Raw genomic sequence first — 20,309 nt, forward strand, 5'->3', positions numbered from 1 at the left:
TACGGAACTGTGCTTGTTTTAGAATAATGGCGCGGCTGTCGGCGTTGAAGTAGCCTTGACCCGGTGAGATATCGGCCACACCGACAGCGGATATGTTAGCGTCATGACTGCCCGCGGGATGTCTGAGTACGATTTTTCATGCTTTGATGGTGTTGGCCCGGCTAGCGCACTTAAAGCTTAAGAGCGATTGACACTGAGGCAGCACTTTCGCCATCGGTGTGCTGCTGTTTCGTCTCGTCGAACCGGAAAAAACCTCACCCACAAATGGCGTCAATAACGCCCGGCGCGATGTTATTCGCCGTGCGATGGCCTTTATTTTTGTCGGAATCTGAAGTGACGGGTTGCCTTACGGAGCCCGTCATTTTTAGTGCAACCTGCCCGCTTATTTCCCCAGCTTCGACAGCATCTCGGGGCGCATAAACTTGTGGATCACCAGCATAAACAGCACCGACGGCACCAGCAGGATCAGCGCGGTGATCGACGACACCTGGTAGTTGCCCGACATGCTGGCGGTATAAAGCAAAATAGGCAGCGTGGTAATATCCGGCGCGCCGACAAAGAAGGTAGCGGTAAACTCATCCAGCGATTCCAGAAACACAAAGATGCTGGCGGCAATCAGCCCCGGCGCGGCCTGCGGCAGAATAATATGGAAAAACGTATATACCGGCCCGGCGCCCAAATTGCGCGACGCGCGCGCCAGCAGCGGATCGAGCGATGAAAATGCCGCGACGCTTATCCAGATGGAATACATCAGCCCATGTACGCTGTGCACCAGCACCACGCCGGCAATCGTGCCATTTAGCCCCCATTGATAAAACAGCCGCGCCACGTTCATATACACCGTCAGATTAGGAAACGCCTGCGGGATCAGAAACAGCAGCATAAAGAACGCACGACACGGCATACCGCGCTGGGCAAGCGCATAACCAGCCGGTACAGAGATGAGCAGGCAAACCAGCACCGCCAGCACGGCAATCAACACGCTTATCGACAGCGAACCCGAAACATCGCTATATGGGCTAAACACCTGGCTCCAGTATTTCAGCCCCCACTGGCTCGGCAGCGTATGCGGGAAGAACCAGCTCTCCGCCACCGTCCAGATCAGCAGATTCAGCAGCGGGCCGAACAGCGCCAGCACCAGAAATGTCAGCAGCAGCGTTTGCAGCAGAAAACTACCGCGCAGCTTTTCTCGGAAGGTCTTCATGACTGCGCTCCTTTCGCCTGCAGGCTATGGCGTAAGTAGAACCAGGAAAGCAGCGCGCAAATCAGATACGAAATGACGCCCATGGCGTTGGCGACCGGGTAATCACCGTAAGAGTTGACGCGAAACGCCATATCTACCGTCATCATCGTCGGCGTACCGGTGCCGATCATCAGCGGCACAGAGAGAACCGACATCATCGTCACGGTCGACAGCACCATCGCCACGCCAATTGTCGGCAGCACCTGCGGCAAAATAATGTCGAACAGAATGCGCAGGCGAGAAGCGCCCAGGTTTTTTGCTGCCAGAATATGCGCCGGATCGACCGCCGACATCGCGCCACAAATCAGCAGTGTAGTGAAAGCCATCTGTTTCCAGACAAACGTAATAATGATCCCGCTCCAGCCGAGCAGCGACGTGGTCTCCATCGGCGTCATCACCCCGGCGGCGACCAGCACATTATTCATCAGGCCGTTTTTCGCCAGAAAAGTGCGCATCATTTGCGCGGTCACAATAAAGGGAATAAACAGCGGCAGGCGGTACAAAAAGGCCAGCGTTTTGACGATGCCGCGAAATGGCGACAGCACAATGATTGCCGCGATGCTGATCGACAGCAACGCGAGGATCGCCAGCGACGTCAGCACAACAATCACGGTAAACAGAATGTCATTCGAATAAAGCGCCAACACTTTAGCAAAATGCGCCAGCGTCAGTTGCCCTGCCTCGCCGGTAAAGGCGGAGATCAACGAAAAGCCCAGCGGCCAGAGGAAAAACACCGCTATCAACAGCGTCGCCGGAGCCACCAGCAGTAAATATTTCATCGCGTGTCGCATGGTAAACCTGAGTTATCGCCGTAAAAAGATGCCCGGGCCAACAACCTCCGGGCATCCACATCCATCAGTTCGAAACCTGGCTCTCGTAACCCTCTTTGATGTCGTCAAAGTAGTGGGTAATCGGGAAGTTTTTGCCGTATTTCGCCAGATCTTGCGGTGAAATTTCCGCGAACAGTTTCTGCCAGGTGGCGTCATCCAGCTTCGCTTTGACGTATTTCGCGTCAATCCCCGGATACCAGTTGAACTGCTTCACAATCCCCTGCGCCTGCACTTCCGGGCTGGTCGCCAGCGCAATAAATTCCTGCGCCAGTTTGGCCTGCGCGGCATGCGCCGGCACCACGTAGTACATCGGCTGTCCTGGCATACCCGGCGCAATTAACGCCAGTTTGATCGACGGCGGCAGCTTGCCCTGATCTTTCCAGCTATAGAACATATCGACCCACACCGGGCCCATGGTGATTTCACCGCGGCTCAGCATATCCAGCGTCCCGGCGTTGCCTGGCGTAAAGGTGACGTTCTTGTTGAATTCTTTCAGTTTGGCGTAAGCCTGGGTCCACTCTTTTTCCACGCCTTTATCGTATGGCTGTGCGGTAAGACGATCCGCGCTGGTCCCGTAGGCATACATCCAGCCCACGACAAAGCTCACGCCGGACATACCATTTTTAATGCCGTTATAACCAAAGGCTTTCGGGTTTTTCTCTGACCACTGCACCAGTTCGTCGTAGGATTTCGGCGGCGTTTTGACAAGATCGCTGTTATAAGCAATTGCCGTCTGGCTTAAGAACATCGGCATCACGTAGCCATCAACATTCACGCCCAGCGCATTTTTCGCGTTTTCCGCCGTCACCATGCTGCCGGTGCTGACAGCCGGGCGATATTTGTCCAGCAGCCCTTTTTCAACCAGTTGTCCCCCGGCGTTCTGATGCACCACGGCGACGTCGATATCCCAGCTTTTCGCGCCGCTTTGCTGCTGCGCCGTCAGTTTTTCGATGATCTTATTCGACCCGGCATCGCCCGGCCCGGTGCCGATCACCTGCACTTTTACGCCCGGATGCGCGGCTTCAAATTTCGGCCCCAGCCAGGTTTTGACATAGTCCACCATATTTTGGTCGCCCGCCGTTGCAACATTGAGAACCGTTTCGGCGTTCGCGGCGTGCAGAGCCCCCAAACAGAGTGCGGCTGTGACAGCAAGTTTCGTTTTTACGGACATGATGTATCCCCAGGAAAAAGTGTGTCGGTTGGCATTACAAAGGTTGTTCAAAAAGATGCAGCGCCGGTTGCGGAATATGCAGCACCACGGGCGTTTGCGCCGGCCAGAACTGCGGTGAATCGGCGAGCAAAAGTTGCCCATCGCAGCGCACGCTGTGCCGGTACTGGTGGCCGAGAAACGCGCTCTCTTCAATCACGCCCTCCAGCACTAACCCCTGCGGCGCAGGCTGAGTCGAAGCGGCGTGAATGGTGACATCCGCACTGCGAAAATAGAGGGTTTTGCCCCCGTCATCCGCGCTCGCCAGGCAGTTATCCGCGCCCATAAAATCCGCCACGAACGGCGTTGCCGGGCGGTGATAGATATCTTCCGGCGTACCGATTTGCTCGATACGCCCGCTATTCAGTACCGCAATGCGATCGGCCATTACCAGCGCTTCCTGCTGATCGTGGGTGACGATCAGCGAGGTAAAGCCAAGCTTCTTTTGCAGCGCTTTAATTTCATGGCGCACATTGAGGCGCACTTTGGCATCGAGGTTCGACAGCGGCTCATCCAGCACCAGCACGTCCGGTTCAATCGCCAGTGCGCGCGCCAGTGCCACGCGCTGACGCTGGCCGCCGGAAAGTGCAGTCACTTTTATATCCGCATAACCTTCAAGGTTGACGATTTTTAATAATTCCTGCACCCGTTGTTGAATCGCTTCTTTTTTCAGGCGACGCACTTTTAAGCCATAGCCAATATTTTGTGCGACGGTAAAGTGCGGCCACAACGCATAACTCTGAAAAACCATGGTGATATTTCGCTGCTCCGGCGTGCTGTGCGTAATATCCCGACCGTTGATGGCGATAGTTCCTGAACGCACGGGCACGAATCCGCATAACGCGTTGAGAAGCGTGGTTTTTCCGCAACCTGAAGGCCCGAGTAATGCGATCATCTCGCCCTTCTCCACCGCCAAATGAATATCGTGGAGAACGATGTTATTGCCGTAGCCAATTTTCAGCTTATTAATTTGCAAATAACTCATGGGCGATCCTTTTATTCGACATCTTTTTCAACGATGAACACGTGTTCATTTATTTGTAAAAAAAATGCAACTTTGCAGCGACATTATGTGAGCCTACTTTGTCGTCTATTTGTGACAGTTTGATTAAGTCCGCGATAATTTTGGTGAAGCGAAATGGAAATAGATGTTCTGGGTTGCGGCAGCGCCTTCTCGCTGCAACAAAATACCTCCGCGCTGCGCGTGATCGACCGTGAAAACCGCCAGTGGTTGATTGATTGCGGCCCCACCATCCCACGCGCGCTGTGGCAGCGCGGCCTTGATGTGAATGCCATCGACGCGATGTACTTCACCCATGTCCACCCGGATCACTGCACCGGGCTGACGGCGCTGCTGAATTACTGGAAAAGTTTTCAGCGCAGCAAACCGCTGATTATCTGGTCGCAGCGCGAACAGCGTCCGGTATTGATGCAACTGGCAAGCCTCGCCAACTGGCCAGACACCACGCTCTGTTTCGACATCGACTGGCGCGACAGCGAACCGCAGTGGCGCTGGCACGGCTGGCAAGTGAGTACGGCGTTTACGCATCATGAAATTCCCAATCTTGCGCTGCGCATTGAAGCAGACGGCGTGGCGCTGTTCTACAGCGGCGACGGACGCCCGACGCCGGAGAGCATCGCGTTGATGCATCATGCGGATCTGGCGTTTCAGGAGTGTGCCTCCATGACGCCGCTGACCAGTGACGCCTCGCACGGCGATTTTCCCGGCTGCCAGGCACTGTTTAGCCAACTGCGTTTACCGGCGCTGGGGTTGTATCACTGCAATGACGCCGCGCGCCCGGCACTGGCGCAGGCCTGCCTTACGCATCAGGGGCTGTTTGTCAGCGAAGATGGCATGCGCATTGCGGTTACGCGCCGCGCGGAGGGGAGCATTTGAGTCAGGCAATCCGCAAACAGGCCGTTACGGCGGAAGACGTGGCGAAACGGGCGGGCGTCTCCCGCGCCGTGGTGTCGCGCGCATTAAGCAGCAACGGCAGCATCTCCCCGGCAACCAAAGAGAAAGTACTGCGTGCCGCGCAGGAGCTGGGTTATCAGGTCAATTTTCTCGCGCAGGGGCTGAATCGCCAGCGCAGCCATCTGATTGGCGTGATTGTGGCGCGCATTGGCGATCCGTTTCGCAGCAGCCTGCTGGAGGGGTTACTGCACGAAATCCAGCGGCGTGGCTACCAGGCGCTGGTTACCGAAATTACCGGCGAGCAGGATCTGGTCACCACGCTGCGCCGTTTCACTCAGTTTCGCGTCTCCGGCGTAATTGTTACTTCCGGCAAGCCGCCAGAAGCCATCGTCAACGAGTGCGTCAGCCAGCAGATTCCGGTGGTCGGCATCAATCGCCATCCCGATATCCCCTTTGTCGATTTTGTCTGCTCGGATAACCAGCGCGGCGCACAACTGGCCGCCGAACAGTTGGTTCACGTGGGTTGCCGCCGTTTCGGCTGGCTGATCAACCGTGGCTCTACGTGGGCAGGCGTGATGCGCGGCGAGGCCTTTGAGCGGGCGCTGCAACAACTGGGCGTTGATACACAGCAGCATCTGCGCTGGATAAGCGCCAGCGAAGAGGGCTACGACGGCGGATGGCAGGCTGCGCTCAATGATGAAGACGAATTACCGGAAGGGATCTTCTGCGCCAATGCGCAATTGGCCTGCGGTTTTCTCGACGGCATGCGCCAGCGCGGGAAATTCGCGCCGCACGATTTCCATTTGATAGGCTTTGATAATACGCCGCAAAGCGGCCAGTTCAGTTACCAGCTCACGACGCTGCATCAGGATGTGGCGGAGATCTCGCGCCGGGCGTTAACGCGCCTGCTGGAGCGAGCCAAAAATCCCTTACAGCCTTCCCGCGTTGAGTGGGTTAAGGTGGAATTGATTCACCGACAAACATCGCCACGCATTGGCTAAGAGTTCCGCTATGACAGAAGAGTTTACCCACGCGCTCTGCGCGTTGATTCGTCGTCTCGGCCAGCAAGCGAAGCAACTTCGCGATAACGGGCTAACGATTGAGCAGAAAGGCCGCCAGGATTTTGTCTCCCAGGCGGATGTGTATGTGGAAAATGAGCTGCGCGCATGGTTGAAAACGCAGCGCCCGCAGGATGGCCTGCTCGGCGAAGAACGCGGGCTGGAACCGGGAAGCGACGGTATCTGGGTTATCGATCCGATCGACGGTACCACCAACTTTATCCTCGGCATGGATTACTGGTGCATCTCCGTCGCCTATGTCCGCGCGCATAACATTGAGCTGGGCATCATTTACGCCCCCGATCGCAACGAGTTCTTCTTCGCGCAAACGGGCAAAGGCGCGTACTTAAACGAGCAGAAATTGACGATCCGCGAGCCGTCACCGGAAGCGGTAGTTCTGGGGCTGGGTCGCTCAAGCCGTACCCCGCCACGCGACTATACGCAAACCATTGAAACCCTGTTTGAGCATGGTATTGAGCACCGCCGTTTTGGCGCAGGCGCGTTGATGCTGGCGCATGTTGCCGCAGGCCAGGTGCATGGCTATTTTGAAGCCCATCTGCATAGCTGGGATGCGCTGGCCGGTCTGGCGTTGATTAAGGAAGCAGGAGGCATGCACAACGATTTTCTCGCCAGTGATGGCCTGACGCAGGGCAACAATGCGTGGGCGGCAAGCCCGGCGGTGTGGAAACGTCTGCAGCCGGTTCTGCTGCCCAACGGTTAAAACGAAAAAGCCCCCGGCAAGCGGGGGCGTAACATCATTATTTGGAAACTTTATCCCAGGCCATATCCCAGGCGCTACCGGTACCCGGAGCGTAGGCGAAGGCCGCGCCGGAACACCAGCTGGTGTACGGCCACGGTTTGCACTGGTAAGCGTTGCCGTCAGTACCGGTCACAATATCACCTGCGGCATAAGGGAAGTTTTCCTGATAAGCCGGGTAAGCGGACTCAACTTTTGCGTTGGTCGTCACATCCAGCTTCTCAGACATCCCGGATTTGTTACCCGCAGCGTCAAGAGAGAGCACCTGATATTGATAGATAGTTTCCGGCTGCAGGCCTTTATCCACATAAGCAGAGGTGGTCGGAGAAGCGATCAGCTTACCATCACGGAACAGCTGGTAACCGGTCACATGGACGTTATCGGTTGCCGCTTTCCATTGCAGAGCGATGGTAGAGTCAGTGACTTCGACAGTACCCATGCCGGTCGGGATGGACGGCGCTTCGGTATCAACAGCCGGTGCAGCCTGCGTTTTCACTTTGAAAACTGCGCTGGCGGCAGAAGCGTTGTTTGCTGCATCGACAGCCACGATGGTGTACTGGTATTCCGTTTCCGCTTGCAGATTATTGTCTACAAAGGTCGTGGTGTTGACGTCAGCCACTTTCTGCTGGTTACGGAATACGCTGTAGTGATGAACACCCGTGTCATCGGTAGAGGCTTTCCAGTTCAGTTGCACAGAAGTCGCCGTGCTGGTGCCCTGTACGTCAGACGGTACGCTTGGTGCCGTGGTATCTTCTTCCGGTGCCGGCATTTCGCCGCCATCATGGATCAGATTGGTATACGCTTTACGGAACTGGCCGTTAAAGGATTGGTGATTAACATTATCGCCTTCGTCCCAGTTAATAGACCAGGTCATCAAGCCTCTTAACGGCAGACCTTCTTTTTCCATATCCGCGAATACGCGATAAACATCTTCCGGCGTTTTTACAAAACCGGTTGCCGCAGCAGAAGTATTACTTGGCAGGCCAATAACCAGTTTGCTGGACGGAATTTTAACCGCGGACAAACCATGTTTATTGGTGATAATTTCTTTACTGAAGTGGTAAAGGAATTCATATTTTTTAGCGTCGTCATTCTGCGCATAGTTTACCCACCAGCCGTCGGTGCTGGTATCGTCTGGCTGGAAACCAATGCCGAATGCGCCCTGGTTGTAATATTGCGGCGCGATGAAGTCATAATATCCATCGAGACGTTCAATATAATTTTGATACTGCGGGTTAGCTTTGGTCAGATATGGAATTTCCGGTGCCATACTGATAATAAAGTGCTTGCCCTGCTGTTCGTAGTGCGCGCGAACTTTTTTCAGTGCAGCAGGAATAACAGTTTCGTTATCCGCCAGTTTAATGGCGCTCTGCTCAAGGTCCAGATCCAGACCATCGAAGCCATACACGTCAACCAGACGAATAATTTCATTGGCCAGATTTTCGGTGTCGCCATTTGCTTCATGAAGTTCAATATGAGCATCTGCGCCGCCCAGCGACAGCAGAACCGCCTGACCACGTTCGTTCAGCGCAGCAATTTCCTCACGGAAGCTCTGATCGGTGCCGTAATAAGGAACGAAGGTCGGCATCGCAGCGCCACCAGGGGATTTCATAAAGGCCGCCATCACAACGTTATACTCTTTCGGCGTATCTTTCAGCGCCATCTTTAACGGGTAGCCCTGAGCGTAATCGCCAGAGAAACCCTGATCCCAGTTGTGCCAGTAACCGACCAGCACTTTTTTACCTTCAATAGAAGGCATCGTATCCGCATAATCCGTTGCAGCAAAAAGGTGACCACTAAAACCAACCATGCCAGCTAATGCAAGGCCAGCACAAATTCGATTGCGCTTAAAAATCCCTTTCATTCTAATTCCTCATCTCTTAATAATCAGTTTTTTGCTACTGGTTAACGTACCTCTAAACAACGCCGACATATTACATTTTATTTCGGAGTTTTCATTATAGGAAACGGATATTCGCAATGCGGGATCTTTCCCTTTCGGTTGAGAATTCTCTATCGGATATTCAGTGATTAATTCACAGCAGGGGAAACGCTATAATTACAGCGGCCCGATATTAAAAAATATCAGGCCAGACATAAAAAATATTGAGCGGAGAAATATTATTTACTTTCCTGTACTTCTGCATAGAGCGTACTGAGCTCTTTTGCATATTTCTTCGCGCCTGGAATACCTATCGCTTTGATGTAATCCACCAGCCCCTCGGGATTACGTTCAAGCAGGCGATACTCAATCAAATGGCCAATCGGGAAATTAATCTGCGGCGCTTTATTGACAATATTATCTTCGCCGCCGGTTTCTAAATATTTTTCATTCTTCTTAACGATCCAGGCAATTGTTTTTTCACGATCATTTTTTATTAATGCATCCAGTTCATCAAAGCTAACGGCGGCTTGCTGTAAAGATTCATTATCCACCTCAATAATAAAATCATGAACCGGCGTCACGCGGTCAATTTTTTCCGGCAGCGCCAGATCCAGCGCATCCAGATAGTTCGCGTAGCTTTCAGTGTGCATGAATTCGTTAAGTGTCATATTTAGCGTCCCGTATAGTTGCCAACATCCTGAACAATTTTAATCAATCGGGAGCCAGTATGCCTGTAAGGATCCTTCGCGGCATGCTCCCAGGGCGTCACCTTCTCCAGGTTATAGGGAAGATCGACGTTTTTGCCCGACCGTTGCGGCCAGATGCGGTGGTTCAGTTCCAGCGACACATTCCGTGTTCTGATACGCCGGGTCTTAAAGTGGTACTCCTCCACCCGAATGCGCGGCGCTAACCCCAATCGCATACGCAACATATTCACTGAAGAGTACATGCCTTTCGGCGCGGCTTTGGCCTCAGCTTTCCAGTAATCGCGCCGCGCGGTATTCCAGCATTTTAAGCCGAGAGGATCGATCCACGTCTGCGGGGCAATCACATAGTCGTAAACATTGAGCCCTCCGGCAAGCCCAAGCGGATCCTGGCTGATATAGGCGGCAATCGCCGGATCGTAATAGCGATAGCGGTTGTAATGCAGCCCGGTTTCGCTATCAAAATAGTGCCCCTGGAAACGCAGCGGGTTATCGATGCGGCTGGCATAAACCTCGCCTTTTTCGCCCCAGGCGCCGCTTCTTTCCGACCAGACAATCTCCCCGCCGGGCGAGGTCAGGCGCACTGGCGCACCGTTCGGATCGCAGTGATAGTGCCAGCTCTGCTTCTGCCCGTTTTCCTGCGTTAATAGCGCCAGCGGCCGGAAACCGCCAGGGTAGTAGATGTACTCGCGCAGGGTGCAGAACAGTTGCGCCTGCGCTTTTTGCCGCTTCAGTCGCCCGCCGGTATCAAAGATGCTCAGCGCCGCCAGCGGCTGCGGGGTGGCGGTGACTGTCTCGCCCGCCAGCGCATCCTCCTGCCAGTAAAACCAGCGTGTTTCACTGGCGGTTTGTTTGAAAACACGCCGTCCCAGGCCGTCATAACCATAACGCACCTGCTCGTTACCCTTACGTACGGCGATCATCTGGCGATTCTCATCCCAGATGAAGTCCTCTTTTTCGCCCTCGTTCTGCACGTCACGACGCTGGCGCAGTTCGCCGGCGCGGTCAAACACATAGCGCGTCCCCTGGTGGAGGCCTTCGCGGAACCAGCCGCCCGCGCTGTCGTTCACATCGCGGATCTGCGTCTGCAATGTATTGCCCGCTGCGTCATGGACAAACTGACGCAGCACGCCATCCGGTGCGGTATGCGCCGCCAGCCGCCCCACCGGATCGTAGGCATACCGATCGCTGCCCCACTGGCTGTCTTCACGCAGCGTCAGGTTGCCGGTGCGATCGTAAGCAAAGCCGCTGGCGAACAGCGGTAAATCGTTTTGCAGCACCTGCTGCGACGTTAAGCGGCCAAGGCGATCGTAGCGATAACGGCGTTCAATGTCGTCGGCGAGCTGCTCGCTGGCTCTGCGTCCGCAGGCATCGTAAGTGAAACGTATTGGCGCATCGTCGTTCAGTTGCACCTCGCTCAGCCTGTCATGCTCATCCATGCCATAACGCACCCGGTGCCCGCCGTCGCTCTCGCGCGAGATCAGCAGCCCGCGCGGGTCATAGCCGTAACGCAACTGGAAGCCGTCCTGCTCCTCGCACAGTAATCGCCCGGCGGGGTCATAGCGCCAGACCAGCCGCCGCCACGGGTTTTCGCACAGCACCATGCGCCCGCAGGGATCATAATGAAACGTCGCCTGTAACGTGTCGCCGCTGCGCCGCTCGCAGAGCCTCCCGGCGCGATCGTATCCGTAGCGAACTTCACGCCCGAGCGGATCTTCGCGGTGAATCAAGCGGCTGGCTTTATCCCAGCCATAGCGCGTTACCTGTCCCCAGTAATCGCTCTCCGCCGTAACCCGGCCCAGCGCATCGCGGGTGAACTGCCAGCGCTGGCCGTTCTGGTTGATCACCGCCAGCAGGCGATCTTCGGCGTCGTACTGATAGCCGAGCGTTGCGCCATCCGGCGTTTCGCAGGCGGCAAGCATTCCCGTGCCGGTATAGCGAAACCGCGTTACTCGCCCCTGCTCGTCGGTAAATTGCAGCGGCTCATCTTCCCGGTCATAGCTGACGCGCACTTCGCCTCCCGCCGGATCAACTGTGGCGACCAGCCGGTCTTTCATATCCCAGTGGAAACGGGTGACGCCGCCATCGGCATCAATGCGCTCCTGCAACGTACCGCGCACCGAGTAGCGAAAGCGAGTCACGCCGCCGCCAGCAACGCGCTCAGCGCTTAAAAAACCAAATCGATCATAGTGATAATGGGTTAGCGGAGAGCCAGGAATCTCGGCGGTGGTCAATTGGCCGAACGCATCATAGTGATAACGCGACGTAACGCCCGTTGGGTCAATTTCTGCCACCAGATTCCCGCAGCTATCGAACTGCGTGCGCCAGTTGGCTCCCTGCTCATCCGTTACCGCAATCAGATCGCCCCAGTCGTCATAGCTCGCCTGTACGACGCTGCCATCAGGCAGGTGTTCGGCAACCATCTGCCCGCGCTCGTCATACTCCCAGCGCCAGGTGCTGCCATCCGGCTCCACCAACTCCGCCGTGCGGCCAAAATCGTCGTAGCGAAACAGCGTATTGCCGCCGGTGGGATCGATTTCCGCGATCGGCAAGCCGTTTTCATCAAAGGTAATGCGCGAGATATTGCCCGCCGAATCGCTTATTTCCACTTCGTTAAGCAGCTCGTGCCAGGCAAAACGATAATCCCAAACGCCGCCATCGCCCCAGGCATGAATCACCCGCCAGGCATCATCGTACTGGTAATGGAACCCCTGACCGTTGCGATCCACATGGCTTATCAGATAGCGCTGCTGCCAGAAGAAGTGGCGCGGGTGCGACAGCGCATCGATTTCGGCGCTAAGCTGGTTATCCGCATCATATTCATAGCGCGTAAGCGGGGTTATCTCGCCATCCAGCGTATTGCGCAAACGCAGCGCCAGCAGCCGATCGTTTTGCCAGGTGACGAGGATTTCGCGCCCGGTCGCTCCCGCGTGGCTGAACTCGCGAATGTGCTGCAATTCATCGCCGTTCCAGTCAAACGCCCAGCCATTACCGTTACGATCCGCCAGCCTGCGTAGCGGCAACACGCCCTGTTGACCGCTGAAATGCAGCTCCGGGCCGCTCTCCTGCTCGATTCGCCACCACACTTCGCCATCGCGCGTTTCGCGCCACAGGCGGCTCCCGTCCGGCAGGCCGGTAATCGCCTGTTCGCGGCCATCCGCCTGCGGCAGCGCGGCAAACAGCGTCATCCCTTCCGCCTGCGTCAGCAGGGCAACGCCTTCATCGGCGAGCACCTCAAGGCGGGTATCCGCCGGGGTGGACCAGCCGTAACCACACATCCCTGCTATTTCCGTGTCGGACGAGGTATAGCTGCGCGTCCACTCCAGCGGCAACCTGCCCGGCAGCAGGAAATCCATCTGCTCCAGGCTGACACTGCCGTCGCGGATATCCACCGGCTCGGCGCGCAGCACCCGGCATTTCAGGAAGCCGGGGTCCATATTGCGAAACAGTTTTTGCCGCAGCTTGCGGAAACGGCGCATAAACAGCCGCCACTGCGGCGTTTTTTTCAGTTTTTTAAACCCTTTTCCCAGACCGCTTAACCCGGCGCGCATCAGCAGCGCCATCAGGTTGATGGTGGGTGGCCCACCGACAATCACATTGTTGGGCAGCGCGAGGTTAAACGTTAGCGGCAGCGTCAGCGAAAGCGGTTTCGGTTTGGTAGCACGTTTAAGACGAAACGGCGGGATCAGGCCAATAATGTTGCAGCTCAGCACCGGCATGCCAATGCGGGAAAACGGCTCGCCATCCACCGAAACAGTTTTGCTGCCCATAAACAGCTCGTCTTCAATCTGCGGGCCGCCCGGCGCGCGCAGCGGCGGGATCCACGCGCCGCCCACCGGAATATGCACCGCCATCCCTCCCGTTCCGGCGCTGGCGCGTTTGATGCTGTTAACGTGAACCGTGGTGCCAATCAGCGGCAGATAGTCGAAGACATCAAAAACGATGCCGATGTGCGGCGTTGGCAGCGGCCACGGGTAGGTATGAATATCCAGCCCGAGCTGTGGATCGAAGTGCGCGCCGGAGTGCATTGCTTAACCTCAGAACATGGCACGCAGCAGCGCGCGTAGGAAAGTACGAACTTCGGTCGCCAGGTCGCTCTCAGAAAGGCTTAAAAAGAGCAGCGCCAGCACGGTGACGACCACAATAATGATGATGCGATTTTTCATAGCGGGTTGCTTCCTGCAGTATCAGTTAACGATGCGTCGCGCTCTCCCCACGCGGGAAGGCGTTGCCACTCGCCGGGCGGCGCATCAAAAGGATGGGCGATTTCCGGCAGGCCGTTCCAGTGCGGATGCAGCTTCTCACGCGCCAGCCGGATAACGCGGCGAAAGCTCTCATCGCCGCGGCGGATCAGGTTTTCACGCTCTTCACGGATCAGCGTAAAGGTCGCTTCAAGTTGTAATTGCAAACGGCTGTCGGCCTGCCGAACCTGTTCCACTGCTGGCGCGGACGGCAGTTGCGCTTCCGCCTGCGCAATAAGCTTCTGTTTTTCCGCCAGCCAACGCGTGGCGCAGGCTTCCAGGGCTTCGGTTCGCCGCTTGTCATGCATACGCAGCAAATCCAGGAACACCAGCGGCAAGGTGGTTTGCCCGCGTTCCGTGATCGGCACAGGCTCCGCCGCCTGGATGGCGCGGGCGTACTCTTCCATTGCCGCCGGGCGATGCCCGCACAGCCAGAGGCAAAAACCGCACATCCGCCAGCCCTCCATCGCAAAGAGCGGATGCGGAATAGCCTGCGCCTCAAGCGCTGCCTGGCGATAGATTTTCGCCGCCTGAAGATAGTCTTTACTGGAGAACCAGGCACCCGCCTCGCCAAAGGTGCTTTGCGTGCGCAACTGCCCTTTTACCGCCGGATCGGGCACCTCACCGGAGATGCTTTGCGCCTGGCGGTAATGCTCCACCGCCTGCGCGTGGTCGCGGCCTTTGAGCCAGCCGCCGGCGATCAGGTTATGCATCATCGCCTGCTGATCCGCCCAGCCGCGACGCTGCGCGATGGCAAGCGCCAGGCTGCCGCGCGCCGCTACCTGCGCGGCGCTGCCTTTTTCCAGCAGCAACATGGCATCGGCCAGATAACGGCGGAACAGCAAACGGTCGGCATCGGCGTCGGTCTGCTGCTGCGCGGTCTGGTGCATGACCTTCATGCCATCAATCCGATCCTCAATCAGCCGGACATGGCGCGAATTCGCGGTATACAGCGGCTGCCAGATCGGCTGTTCAACGGTGTCGATCAATAACAGGCGCGGCGCGTCAGCGCCCTGTTCCAGCCAGCGATGGAGCCAGCGCAGCATGGCGCTCTCATCGCTGACAGCGGAAGGTTTCAGCACCAGCACCAGATAACGCAGATCGTCGGTAAACTGTTCGGCGAAGCTCTGCAACAGGCTGCGTAACTGCCCGGCGCTGTGGCAGGGTAACCAGGGTTCGGCATCCCAGAAAGCGGCATCGGGCGTCGCTTCATACTGCTCAACGAATTCGCGGCCCAGCGCCTCGCTATAGCTGTATCCAGTTTCAAAAGGCGTGTTGAAGCTGAGGAACAGATCGGGCAATGAACGCCCCTGCGGATGCTGTTGCAGCGCGAAAAAAGCATCCAGCAGCGATTCGCCATTTGCCGGAACACGCCAGATAAACAGCCGTGCGGCGGTATCTTCGCTGGCCTCCAGCCAGCTTACTTCCAGCTCGCTCATCACCTTTTCACTGGGGTTTTTGCTGGCGTTCATGGCATCCCCATCAGGCGTTCAGCTCAATTTTCTTGCCATTGACCATCACCCCGGCGGCATTAATGGTGATGGTCGATCCGCCAGCGGTGATCTCCACGCTGCCGTTGCCAATCAGAATGCCGCTCTCACCTACGTTGATGCGGAAGGTGTCCGTCGCGCTGTCGGCCACGCTGCCCTGGGTGAACCGGGTATCGCCGCCGGTAATGCTCAACGTGCGTCCGGCACCGATGCTGACGTCCTGTTTTTGCGTCACCGTGCGCGTCTCATTGCTGCTGACGGTGACAGTGCGGTTACCGGTCACTTCCAGCGTCTGGTTGCCGGTCACCTGCACAGTGCGGTTTTGCTGGACGCTAACCGTCTCATTACCCTGCACGCTGCGGGTGCGATCCTGGACCACCGTCAACGTCTGATTACCTTCAACAGTGCCGGTATTGTTGCTTTTCACCGTGGTGGTGTGGTTGCCGGTAATGGTTTCATCGCGGTTTTGTTCCACGCTCAGGGTTTCGTTCCCTTTCACGCTCTCGATACGGTTTTGCTGCACCGTGGTGGTTTCATTACCGTTGATGGTTTTGCTGCGATCCTGGCCGACGGTGATGGTTTCATTGCCATCGACGGTGCGCGTCCGGTTCTGCTTGATGTGGCTGGTTTCGTCTTTGCCGACGATTTTAGTGCGGTTGCTGCCGACATCATGGGTTTCGTCGTTTTCGACTTCCGTATCCATGTTGCGTTCGGCATGCAGCCAGAGCTGCTCAGCGCCCGGTTTATCCTCAAAGCGCAGGGCGTTGGCGTTATCCGGCGAGCCATCTTTGGAACGGCTCATAAAACCCATCTGCGTGGCCGCCGCTGGCAGCGCCCACGGCGGCATGCTGGCTTCGTTGTAGACGCGGCCAATGATGATGGGTCTGTCCGGCTCGCCGTTAATAAAATCGACCACCACTTCATCACCAACGCGCGGGATCTGCACCCCGCCGTAGCCTTGCCCGGCCCAGGCGCTGGAAACACGTACCCAGCAGGAACTGTTCTCGTCGCCCTGGCTTTGCCGATCCCAGTGGAATTTCACTTTGACGCGGCCATATTTGTCCGTCCAGATCGACTCACCCGCCGGCCCCACAACTCTTGCCGTTTGCGGCCCGTAGGTGCGCGGCCAGTCGGTGACAGCGGCCGGGCGGAACGGCGTAGAGGCCGGAATGACGGTAAAGTCGATGCGCTGCTGCGTCTCGCCAACATCGCCGGAAGCATACTGATTTTCGGCAAAATCATAGCGAGCGCCCACCACCAGCCACTGCGCGTTGTCGGCATCGTTAGGGGATCGGATAAGCGTAAAGGTGTGCCCCGGCGCAATACCGGTCGCCGTCGCGCTGCCCTGCATTTGCTGCTGTTCCGCCTGCCAGGATTGCTGGCGAATACGCGCATAAGATTCGCCGTCGCCATGCTCAACAAAGCGGCCTGGCCAGTCATAGACATCGATTTTCCCGGGCGTTGGTGAAACGGGGTTTTGCAGGGTTTGCAGCATCCAGGCATGGGGCTTGCGGAAGTCGTAATCGTCGGTGCTGTAGAGGCCAGGCGTAACGATATGCCGCGCCAGTAACTGGCTGACGCCCTCTTCATTCACCGCACCGCCGCCGCTTTGCGCATGCCACGGGATCACTTCATAACCGGGAAACGCCTCCGCTTGCGCGTAATCATCCATCAGTACCAGCGTGTGTCCCTCTTTGCCGTGGCGGAACAGGTAGCTGATGCCCTCAAGCTCCAGCAAACGGCTGATAAAATGGAAACTGCTCTCGGCGTACTGCACGCAGTAATCCCACTGGCGATAGCTGCGCGTCAGTTTGTTTTCAATTTTTACCTGGTATTCGGAAAACAGGGTGCTGACGATGTCCGGTACGCGCTGCTGCTGGAAAATACGGAAGTTGCGATCGCGCATCATCGGCCAGAAATCCGGCTCAAGGGTCGCCTGATACACCGCATAGCGCGTGCCATCCAGCTCTTCCGAGCGCGCAGAGATCGCCGTGACTTTGCCGCTCAGATAGCGCGTCGTTCCCAACTGCGTTGGGATCACCACCGTCATCTCCTGGCCCAGCAGTTTTTGCCGATCGAGGGTGAAATCTTTGCTCAGCAGCTCGACCTGAAAGCGAAAGGGCGTGGAGAGCTGTTCTTCCCCTTTAAACGTCCAGAATAAGAGCGAATCACTTCCGGAGGATGACAGAACGGTTATCCGGTTAACCATACGTGTTCCTTTATTGCAGAGGCGAATATTCCGGGCGAAGAGGTGTTTCCACGCCTTCAGCGCAGGTAAATATAAAATAGCGTTTTTGCGGTGCGGGTATTATTCCCTGCTAACCGATAATAATTTATTACGGGCGATATTAACTGGATATAGTTGAAACTTGCAGCGATTGGTAGTTAAGAATCATCCCATTTTCATACATTTATGATAAGGCATTGAAAATAAAGACCAGCGGTTATTTACGCATTTTATTCATGGTTATTAGGTTATGCGATTCAGCCAACATATTAATCGCGTATCATATATTTTGAGATAGCAATATTATCTTCAATGCCAACAATTAAATAATTACGTAGGTTATTTTAGGTAATTTTAATTATATGCCGGAAAATAAAGAGATGGCCCGCCAGCGGGCCATTGTCGATTTCAGAAAAAGCGGTGACCGGCAGCCAGCGTAATGGCCGGTTGGCTGGCTTTAAACAGCAGGGCCGGTTTGTCGCCGCCGAGCTGCGCGTGGCCGCCCTGTACCGCGATCCAGCTTCCTTCCGGTAAACCGATCACTTCCAGCTCCGGTGCCACCACCAGCAGCTCGCGAATGCGCTGCTCGCGCGTTTCACCCTGATGCCCGGCGGGCAGCGCGTTGGTAAAGTGTGGGTTGATCTGCAACGGCACCAGATTGAGCGCATCCAGCCCGCCCGGATCGATAATCGGCATATCGTTGGTGGTGCGGATCGTCGGACAAGCCAGATTCGCCCCGGCGCTCCAGCCAACATACAGCGCACCGTTGTTCACGGCCTGGCGGATCGGTTCGATCAACCCGCGCTCGCGGCAATTTTTCAGCAGGTTAAACGTGTTGCCGCCGCCAACCATCACAATTTCTGCGGCGGCAATCGCCGCAGGCGCGTCGTCCACGCTGTGAATGCCGGTGATCGACAGATCCAGCTCCGCCAGCGCCAGACGGACTTTATCCGTATAGGCATCAAAGCCTTGCGTCACGCCCGCGAAGGGAATAAACACCACCTTGCGACGCCCGCCAAGCTGCGCTTTCAGCAGCGGCAGCGCATATTGCAGATATTCGGTGCCGGGCAGCACCGAATTGCTCAGTAACAGCAAATCCATAACCCTCTCCTTTTACAGCAAATTGCCTAGCAGATCGGCCAGCAGTTTATTCGATAATACAACGGGCAGCGGGACGTGGCGGGCGCAGATCGCCTGATGCCAGGCGGTGTAGCCCATGCAGTCGGTCAGAATCACTTCCGCGCCCTGCGCTTGCAGCGAGCGGGCGGCGGCGGCAATCTCGTCTTCGCTGGCGGTATAGGGCGAGGCAACGGCAAACACCGGCGTTTGCGCGGCACCGCGCCACTTCTCCAGCTCGCTGGCGATCTGCGCTTCCAGCGGCACCAGGATCCCGGCGCGACGCGTTCCGACCAGTGCATTCAGCGTCGGCGGCAGGATCCGATCCGGCTCGATCAACCACGCTTTTTTACTGCTCAAACCGTGAAATTCGCCGGTACAAAGAATAGCGATGATCTCGCAGCCCTGCGCTTCCAGCCAGTCGATCTTCTGTTGCAGCGCTTCGCCGACCGCCGGTTTGCCCATCACCACCGCTCGCCCGTCCAGCAGGCGCGAAGTCAGCAATGCATCGCCAGGTTGTGGCGCAAAACGCGCCGCGATGGCGGCATCATCCAGCCCATCCAGCACCCCGGCGTGCTGGCAACTTACCTGCGCAGGTAACGCCGCATCGAGGATGGGTGTGATGTCGCTGCGCGGTGCCTGGCCGATGGTCAGCGTACCGATTTTGCGGATCGCCATTTCACACTCCCGGCTGACGTTTTTGCAGATGCGCCAGCGAACCGTACAGATCGAGCAGGCGCTGGTATTCCGCTTTATCAAAGAACTGGCAGGTGCCACGGGTGAACTCTTTCGCCACTTCTACGGCAAACTTACAGGCCAGCGCGATATCCGTTTCGTGGCTCGCCCCGGTGCCGCAGCCCGGCACAACACTTACCGCCGTAATCGCCACGCCAACCACGGGCGCGGCGGTAGCAATCGACGGTTGCAGAATGCTGTTCAGGTGGTAAACCCCATTACCGTACGGCGTGATGTCCTGGGTGGTGATCGGGAAAGTGACCGGCAGTTGCCCGGTGGTCATTTCCATGACGCGCAGCAGATCTTCCGCCACGCGCAGGATGTAACCCGCTTTGACCGTCGGCGAAATGGCAAAGCCTTTATGGTTGATAATGCGGTTGCCTTTGGTGGTATCAATCGATAGCACCGCATCCATTTCGTCGGAGACTTCCTGCTCGTTCATGTCTTCGGTTTCGACCGGCGAATCCATAAAATCAACCGGCTCGTGCGGGCGCGTTGGCGCATCCGGGCAGATATGGGTGGTGACAATCACATCGCCTGGCAGGCTATCGCCCTGGCGCTGCATCTCCGCCAGTTTCAGCGCGCTGGCAATCGCCGCCACGGCGCCGTCGGCGTCGGAGACCAGCCCAATTCGCCCCGGACGTGCACCAATACCGCCCAGTCGCCCGACAATCCCCAGCGTCGGTGCGCTGCCGCCGCGACGTTTTCCTTCCGTACCTGGAATGACGATTTTAACGAAGTCGGTGCTGCCTTTCGGGCCGCTGACCGCTTTCACGCTCACCTGCAGATTACTGTAACCCGCCAGCAGAGTTTTCACCTTGTCGCCGCTGGCATATGCGCTGTCGAGTAACTCAAAGACCTGTAACGTTTGTTGTAAGCTCATAATATTTTCTCTGGAATT

The 20,309-nt window shown here is 56.7% G+C and carries 16 protein-coding genes; 3 read left to right on the forward strand and 13 right to left on the reverse strand.

Translation table 11 applies throughout. From position 1 onward, the window contains the following. Nucleotides 1–382 precede the first annotated feature (382 nt). From AWR26_RS23855 to AWR26_RS23870, 4 genes are all read right to left on the reverse strand, one after another. A complete protein-coding gene (locus tag AWR26_RS23855) occupies nt 383–1,204 on the reverse strand; it encodes an ABC transporter permease (RefSeq protein ID WP_064568787.1) in 822 nt (273 codons plus the stop codon). Beyond that, the gene (locus AWR26_RS23860; RefSeq protein ID WP_064568788.1) at nt 1,201–2,034 is read right to left on the reverse strand and encodes an ABC transporter permease; all 834 of its coding nucleotides are present in this window, start codon (nt 2,032–2,034) and stop codon (nt 1,201–1,203) included. The genes AWR26_RS23855 and AWR26_RS23860 overlap by 4 nt, the downstream gene beginning before the upstream one ends. A 64-nt stretch (nt 2,035–2,098) precedes the next feature. Continuing rightward, on the reverse strand, nt 2,099–3,244 hold the full coding sequence (locus AWR26_RS23865) for an ABC transporter substrate-binding protein (protein WP_064568789.1): 1,146 nt from the start codon (nt 3,242–3,244) through the stop codon (nt 2,099–2,101). A gap of 34 nt (nt 3,245–3,278) precedes the next feature. Next, nucleotides 3,279–4,265, reverse strand: coding sequence for an ABC transporter ATP-binding protein (locus tag AWR26_RS23870; RefSeq protein WP_064568790.1), 987 nt, complete (start codon nt 4,263–4,265; stop codon nt 3,279–3,281). A 153-nt stretch (nt 4,266–4,418) separates the two neighbouring features. Here AWR26_RS23870 and AWR26_RS23875 point away from each other — a divergent pair, with 153 nt between their 5' ends. The 3 genes from AWR26_RS23875 to AWR26_RS23885 are packed head-to-tail and all read left to right on the forward strand — an operon-like array spanning nt 4,419 to nt 6,974. Further along, a complete protein-coding gene (locus AWR26_RS23875) occupies nt 4,419–5,177 on the forward strand; it encodes an MBL fold metallo-hydrolase (protein ID WP_064568791.1) in 759 nt (252 codons plus the stop codon). Continuing rightward, nucleotides 5,174–6,196, forward strand: coding sequence for a LacI family DNA-binding transcriptional regulator (locus AWR26_RS23880; protein ID WP_064568792.1), 1,023 nt, complete (start codon nt 5,174–5,176; stop codon nt 6,194–6,196). The genes AWR26_RS23875 and AWR26_RS23880 overlap by 4 nt, the downstream gene beginning before the upstream one ends. Nucleotides 6,197–6,206: 10 nt before the next feature. Continuing rightward, complete coding sequence (locus tag AWR26_RS23885) at nt 6,207–6,974, forward strand: inositol monophosphatase family protein (protein ID WP_007372458.1); 768 nt, start codon at nt 6,207–6,209, stop codon at nt 6,972–6,974. Between the two features lie 37 nt (nt 6,975–7,011). On the opposite strand, the gene AWR26_RS23890 is transcribed toward AWR26_RS23885, so the two are convergent. The 9 genes from AWR26_RS23890 to AWR26_RS23925 all read right to left on the reverse strand — a co-directional run bounded on the left by AWR26_RS23890 (nt 7,012) and on the right by AWR26_RS23925 (nt 20,291). Continuing rightward, nucleotides 7,012–8,874, reverse strand: coding sequence for a fibronectin type III domain-containing protein (locus AWR26_RS23890; protein WP_064568793.1), 1,863 nt, complete (start codon nt 8,872–8,874; stop codon nt 7,012–7,014). Nucleotides 8,875–9,131: 257 nt separating this feature from the next. Next, entirely contained in the window at nt 9,132–9,563 is a 432-nt protein-coding gene (locus tag AWR26_RS23895) for a hypothetical protein (protein WP_074922560.1), read from the reverse strand. A 2-nt stretch (nt 9,564–9,565) separates the two neighbouring features. After that, the gene (locus AWR26_RS23900) at nt 9,566–13,627 is read right to left on the reverse strand and encodes an RHS repeat-associated core domain-containing protein (RefSeq protein ID WP_064568794.1); all 4,062 of its coding nucleotides are present in this window, start codon (nt 13,625–13,627) and stop codon (nt 9,566–9,568) included. A gap of 9 nt (nt 13,628–13,636) precedes the next feature. Beyond that, on the reverse strand, nt 13,637–13,765 hold the full coding sequence (locus tag AWR26_RS25845) for a hypothetical protein (RefSeq protein WP_007372454.1): 129 nt from the start codon (nt 13,763–13,765) through the stop codon (nt 13,637–13,639). Continuing rightward, the gene (locus AWR26_RS23905; protein WP_064568795.1) at nt 13,762–15,312 is read right to left on the reverse strand and encodes a hypothetical protein; all 1,551 of its coding nucleotides are present in this window, start codon (nt 15,310–15,312) and stop codon (nt 13,762–13,764) included. Before AWR26_RS23905 ends, AWR26_RS25845 begins: the two co-directional genes overlap by 4 nt. A gap of 10 nt (nt 15,313–15,322) precedes the next feature. Continuing rightward, on the reverse strand, nt 15,323–17,539 hold the full coding sequence (locus AWR26_RS23910) for a type VI secretion system Vgr family protein (RefSeq protein WP_064568796.1): 2,217 nt from the start codon (nt 17,537–17,539) through the stop codon (nt 15,323–15,325). Nucleotides 17,540–17,965: 426 nt separating this feature from the next. Continuing rightward, nucleotides 17,966–18,658: a dipeptidase PepE gene (pepE, locus tag AWR26_RS23915; protein WP_064568797.1), complete on the reverse strand. Its 693-nt coding sequence runs from the start codon at nt 18,656–18,658 to the stop codon at nt 17,966–17,968. 12 nt (nt 18,659–18,670) lie between these two features. Continuing rightward, nucleotides 18,671–19,351 (reverse strand): AroM family protein, encoded by a 681-nt coding sequence (locus AWR26_RS23920; RefSeq protein WP_064568798.1) that lies wholly within the window; start codon nt 19,349–19,351, stop codon nt 18,671–18,673. Nucleotide 19,352: 1 nt separating this feature from the next. After that, a complete protein-coding gene (locus AWR26_RS23925) occupies nt 19,353–20,291 on the reverse strand; it encodes a DUF1177 domain-containing protein (protein WP_064568799.1) in 939 nt (312 codons plus the stop codon). Nucleotides 20,292–20,309 lie beyond the last annotated feature (18 nt).

The organism is Kosakonia oryzae, from assembly GCF_001658025.2.
Taxonomy (GTDB): Bacteria; Pseudomonadota; Gammaproteobacteria; order Enterobacterales; family Enterobacteriaceae; genus Kosakonia; species Kosakonia oryzae.

Bases quoted from the DNA above. Each gene is read 5' to 3' on its own strand.
- AWR26_RS23855 (WP_064568787.1), bottom strand. From the start codon at position 1,204: ATGAAGACCTTCCGAGAAAAGCTGCGCGGTAGTTTTCTGCTGCAAACG.
- AWR26_RS23860 (WP_064568788.1), bottom strand. From the start codon at position 2,034: ATGCGACACGCGATGAAATATTTACTGCTGGTGGCTCCGGCGACGCTG.
- AWR26_RS23865 (WP_064568789.1), bottom strand. From the start codon at position 3,244: ATGTCCGTAAAAACGAAACTTGCTGTCACAGCCGCACTCTGTTTGGGG.
- AWR26_RS23870 (WP_064568790.1), bottom strand. From the start codon at position 4,265: ATGAGTTATTTGCAAATTAATAAGCTGAAAATTGGCTACGGCAATAAC.
- AWR26_RS23875 (WP_064568791.1), top strand. From the start codon at position 4,419: ATGGAAATAGATGTTCTGGGTTGCGGCAGCGCCTTCTCGCTGCAACAA.
- AWR26_RS23885 (WP_007372458.1), top strand. From the start codon at position 6,207: ATGACAGAAGAGTTTACCCACGCGCTCTGCGCGTTGATTCGTCGTCTC.
- AWR26_RS23890 (WP_064568793.1), bottom strand. From the start codon at position 8,874: ATGAAAGGGATTTTTAAGCGCAATCGAATTTGTGCTGGCCTTGCATTA.
- AWR26_RS23895 (WP_074922560.1), bottom strand. From the start codon at position 9,563: ATGACACTTAACGAATTCATGCACACTGAAAGCTACGCGAACTATCTG.
- AWR26_RS23900 (WP_064568794.1), bottom strand. From the start codon at position 13,627: ATGCACTCCGGCGCGCACTTCGATCCACAGCTCGGGCTGGATATTCAT.
- AWR26_RS25845 (WP_007372454.1), bottom strand. From the start codon at position 13,765: ATGAAAAATCGCATCATCATTATTGTGGTCGTCACCGTGCTGGCGCTG.
- AWR26_RS23905 (WP_064568795.1), bottom strand. From the start codon at position 15,312: ATGAACGCCAGCAAAAACCCCAGTGAAAAGGTGATGAGCGAGCTGGAA.
- AWR26_RS23910 (WP_064568796.1), bottom strand. From the start codon at position 17,539: ATGGTTAACCGGATAACCGTTCTGTCATCCTCCGGAAGTGATTCGCTC.
- pepE (WP_064568797.1), bottom strand. From the start codon at position 18,658: ATGGATTTGCTGTTACTGAGCAATTCGGTGCTGCCCGGCACCGAATAT.
- AWR26_RS23920 (WP_064568798.1), bottom strand. From the start codon at position 19,351: ATGGCGATCCGCAAAATCGGTACGCTGACCATCGGCCAGGCACCGCGC.
- AWR26_RS23925 (WP_064568799.1), bottom strand. From the start codon at position 20,291: ATGAGCTTACAACAAACGTTACAGGTCTTTGAGTTACTCGACAGCGCA.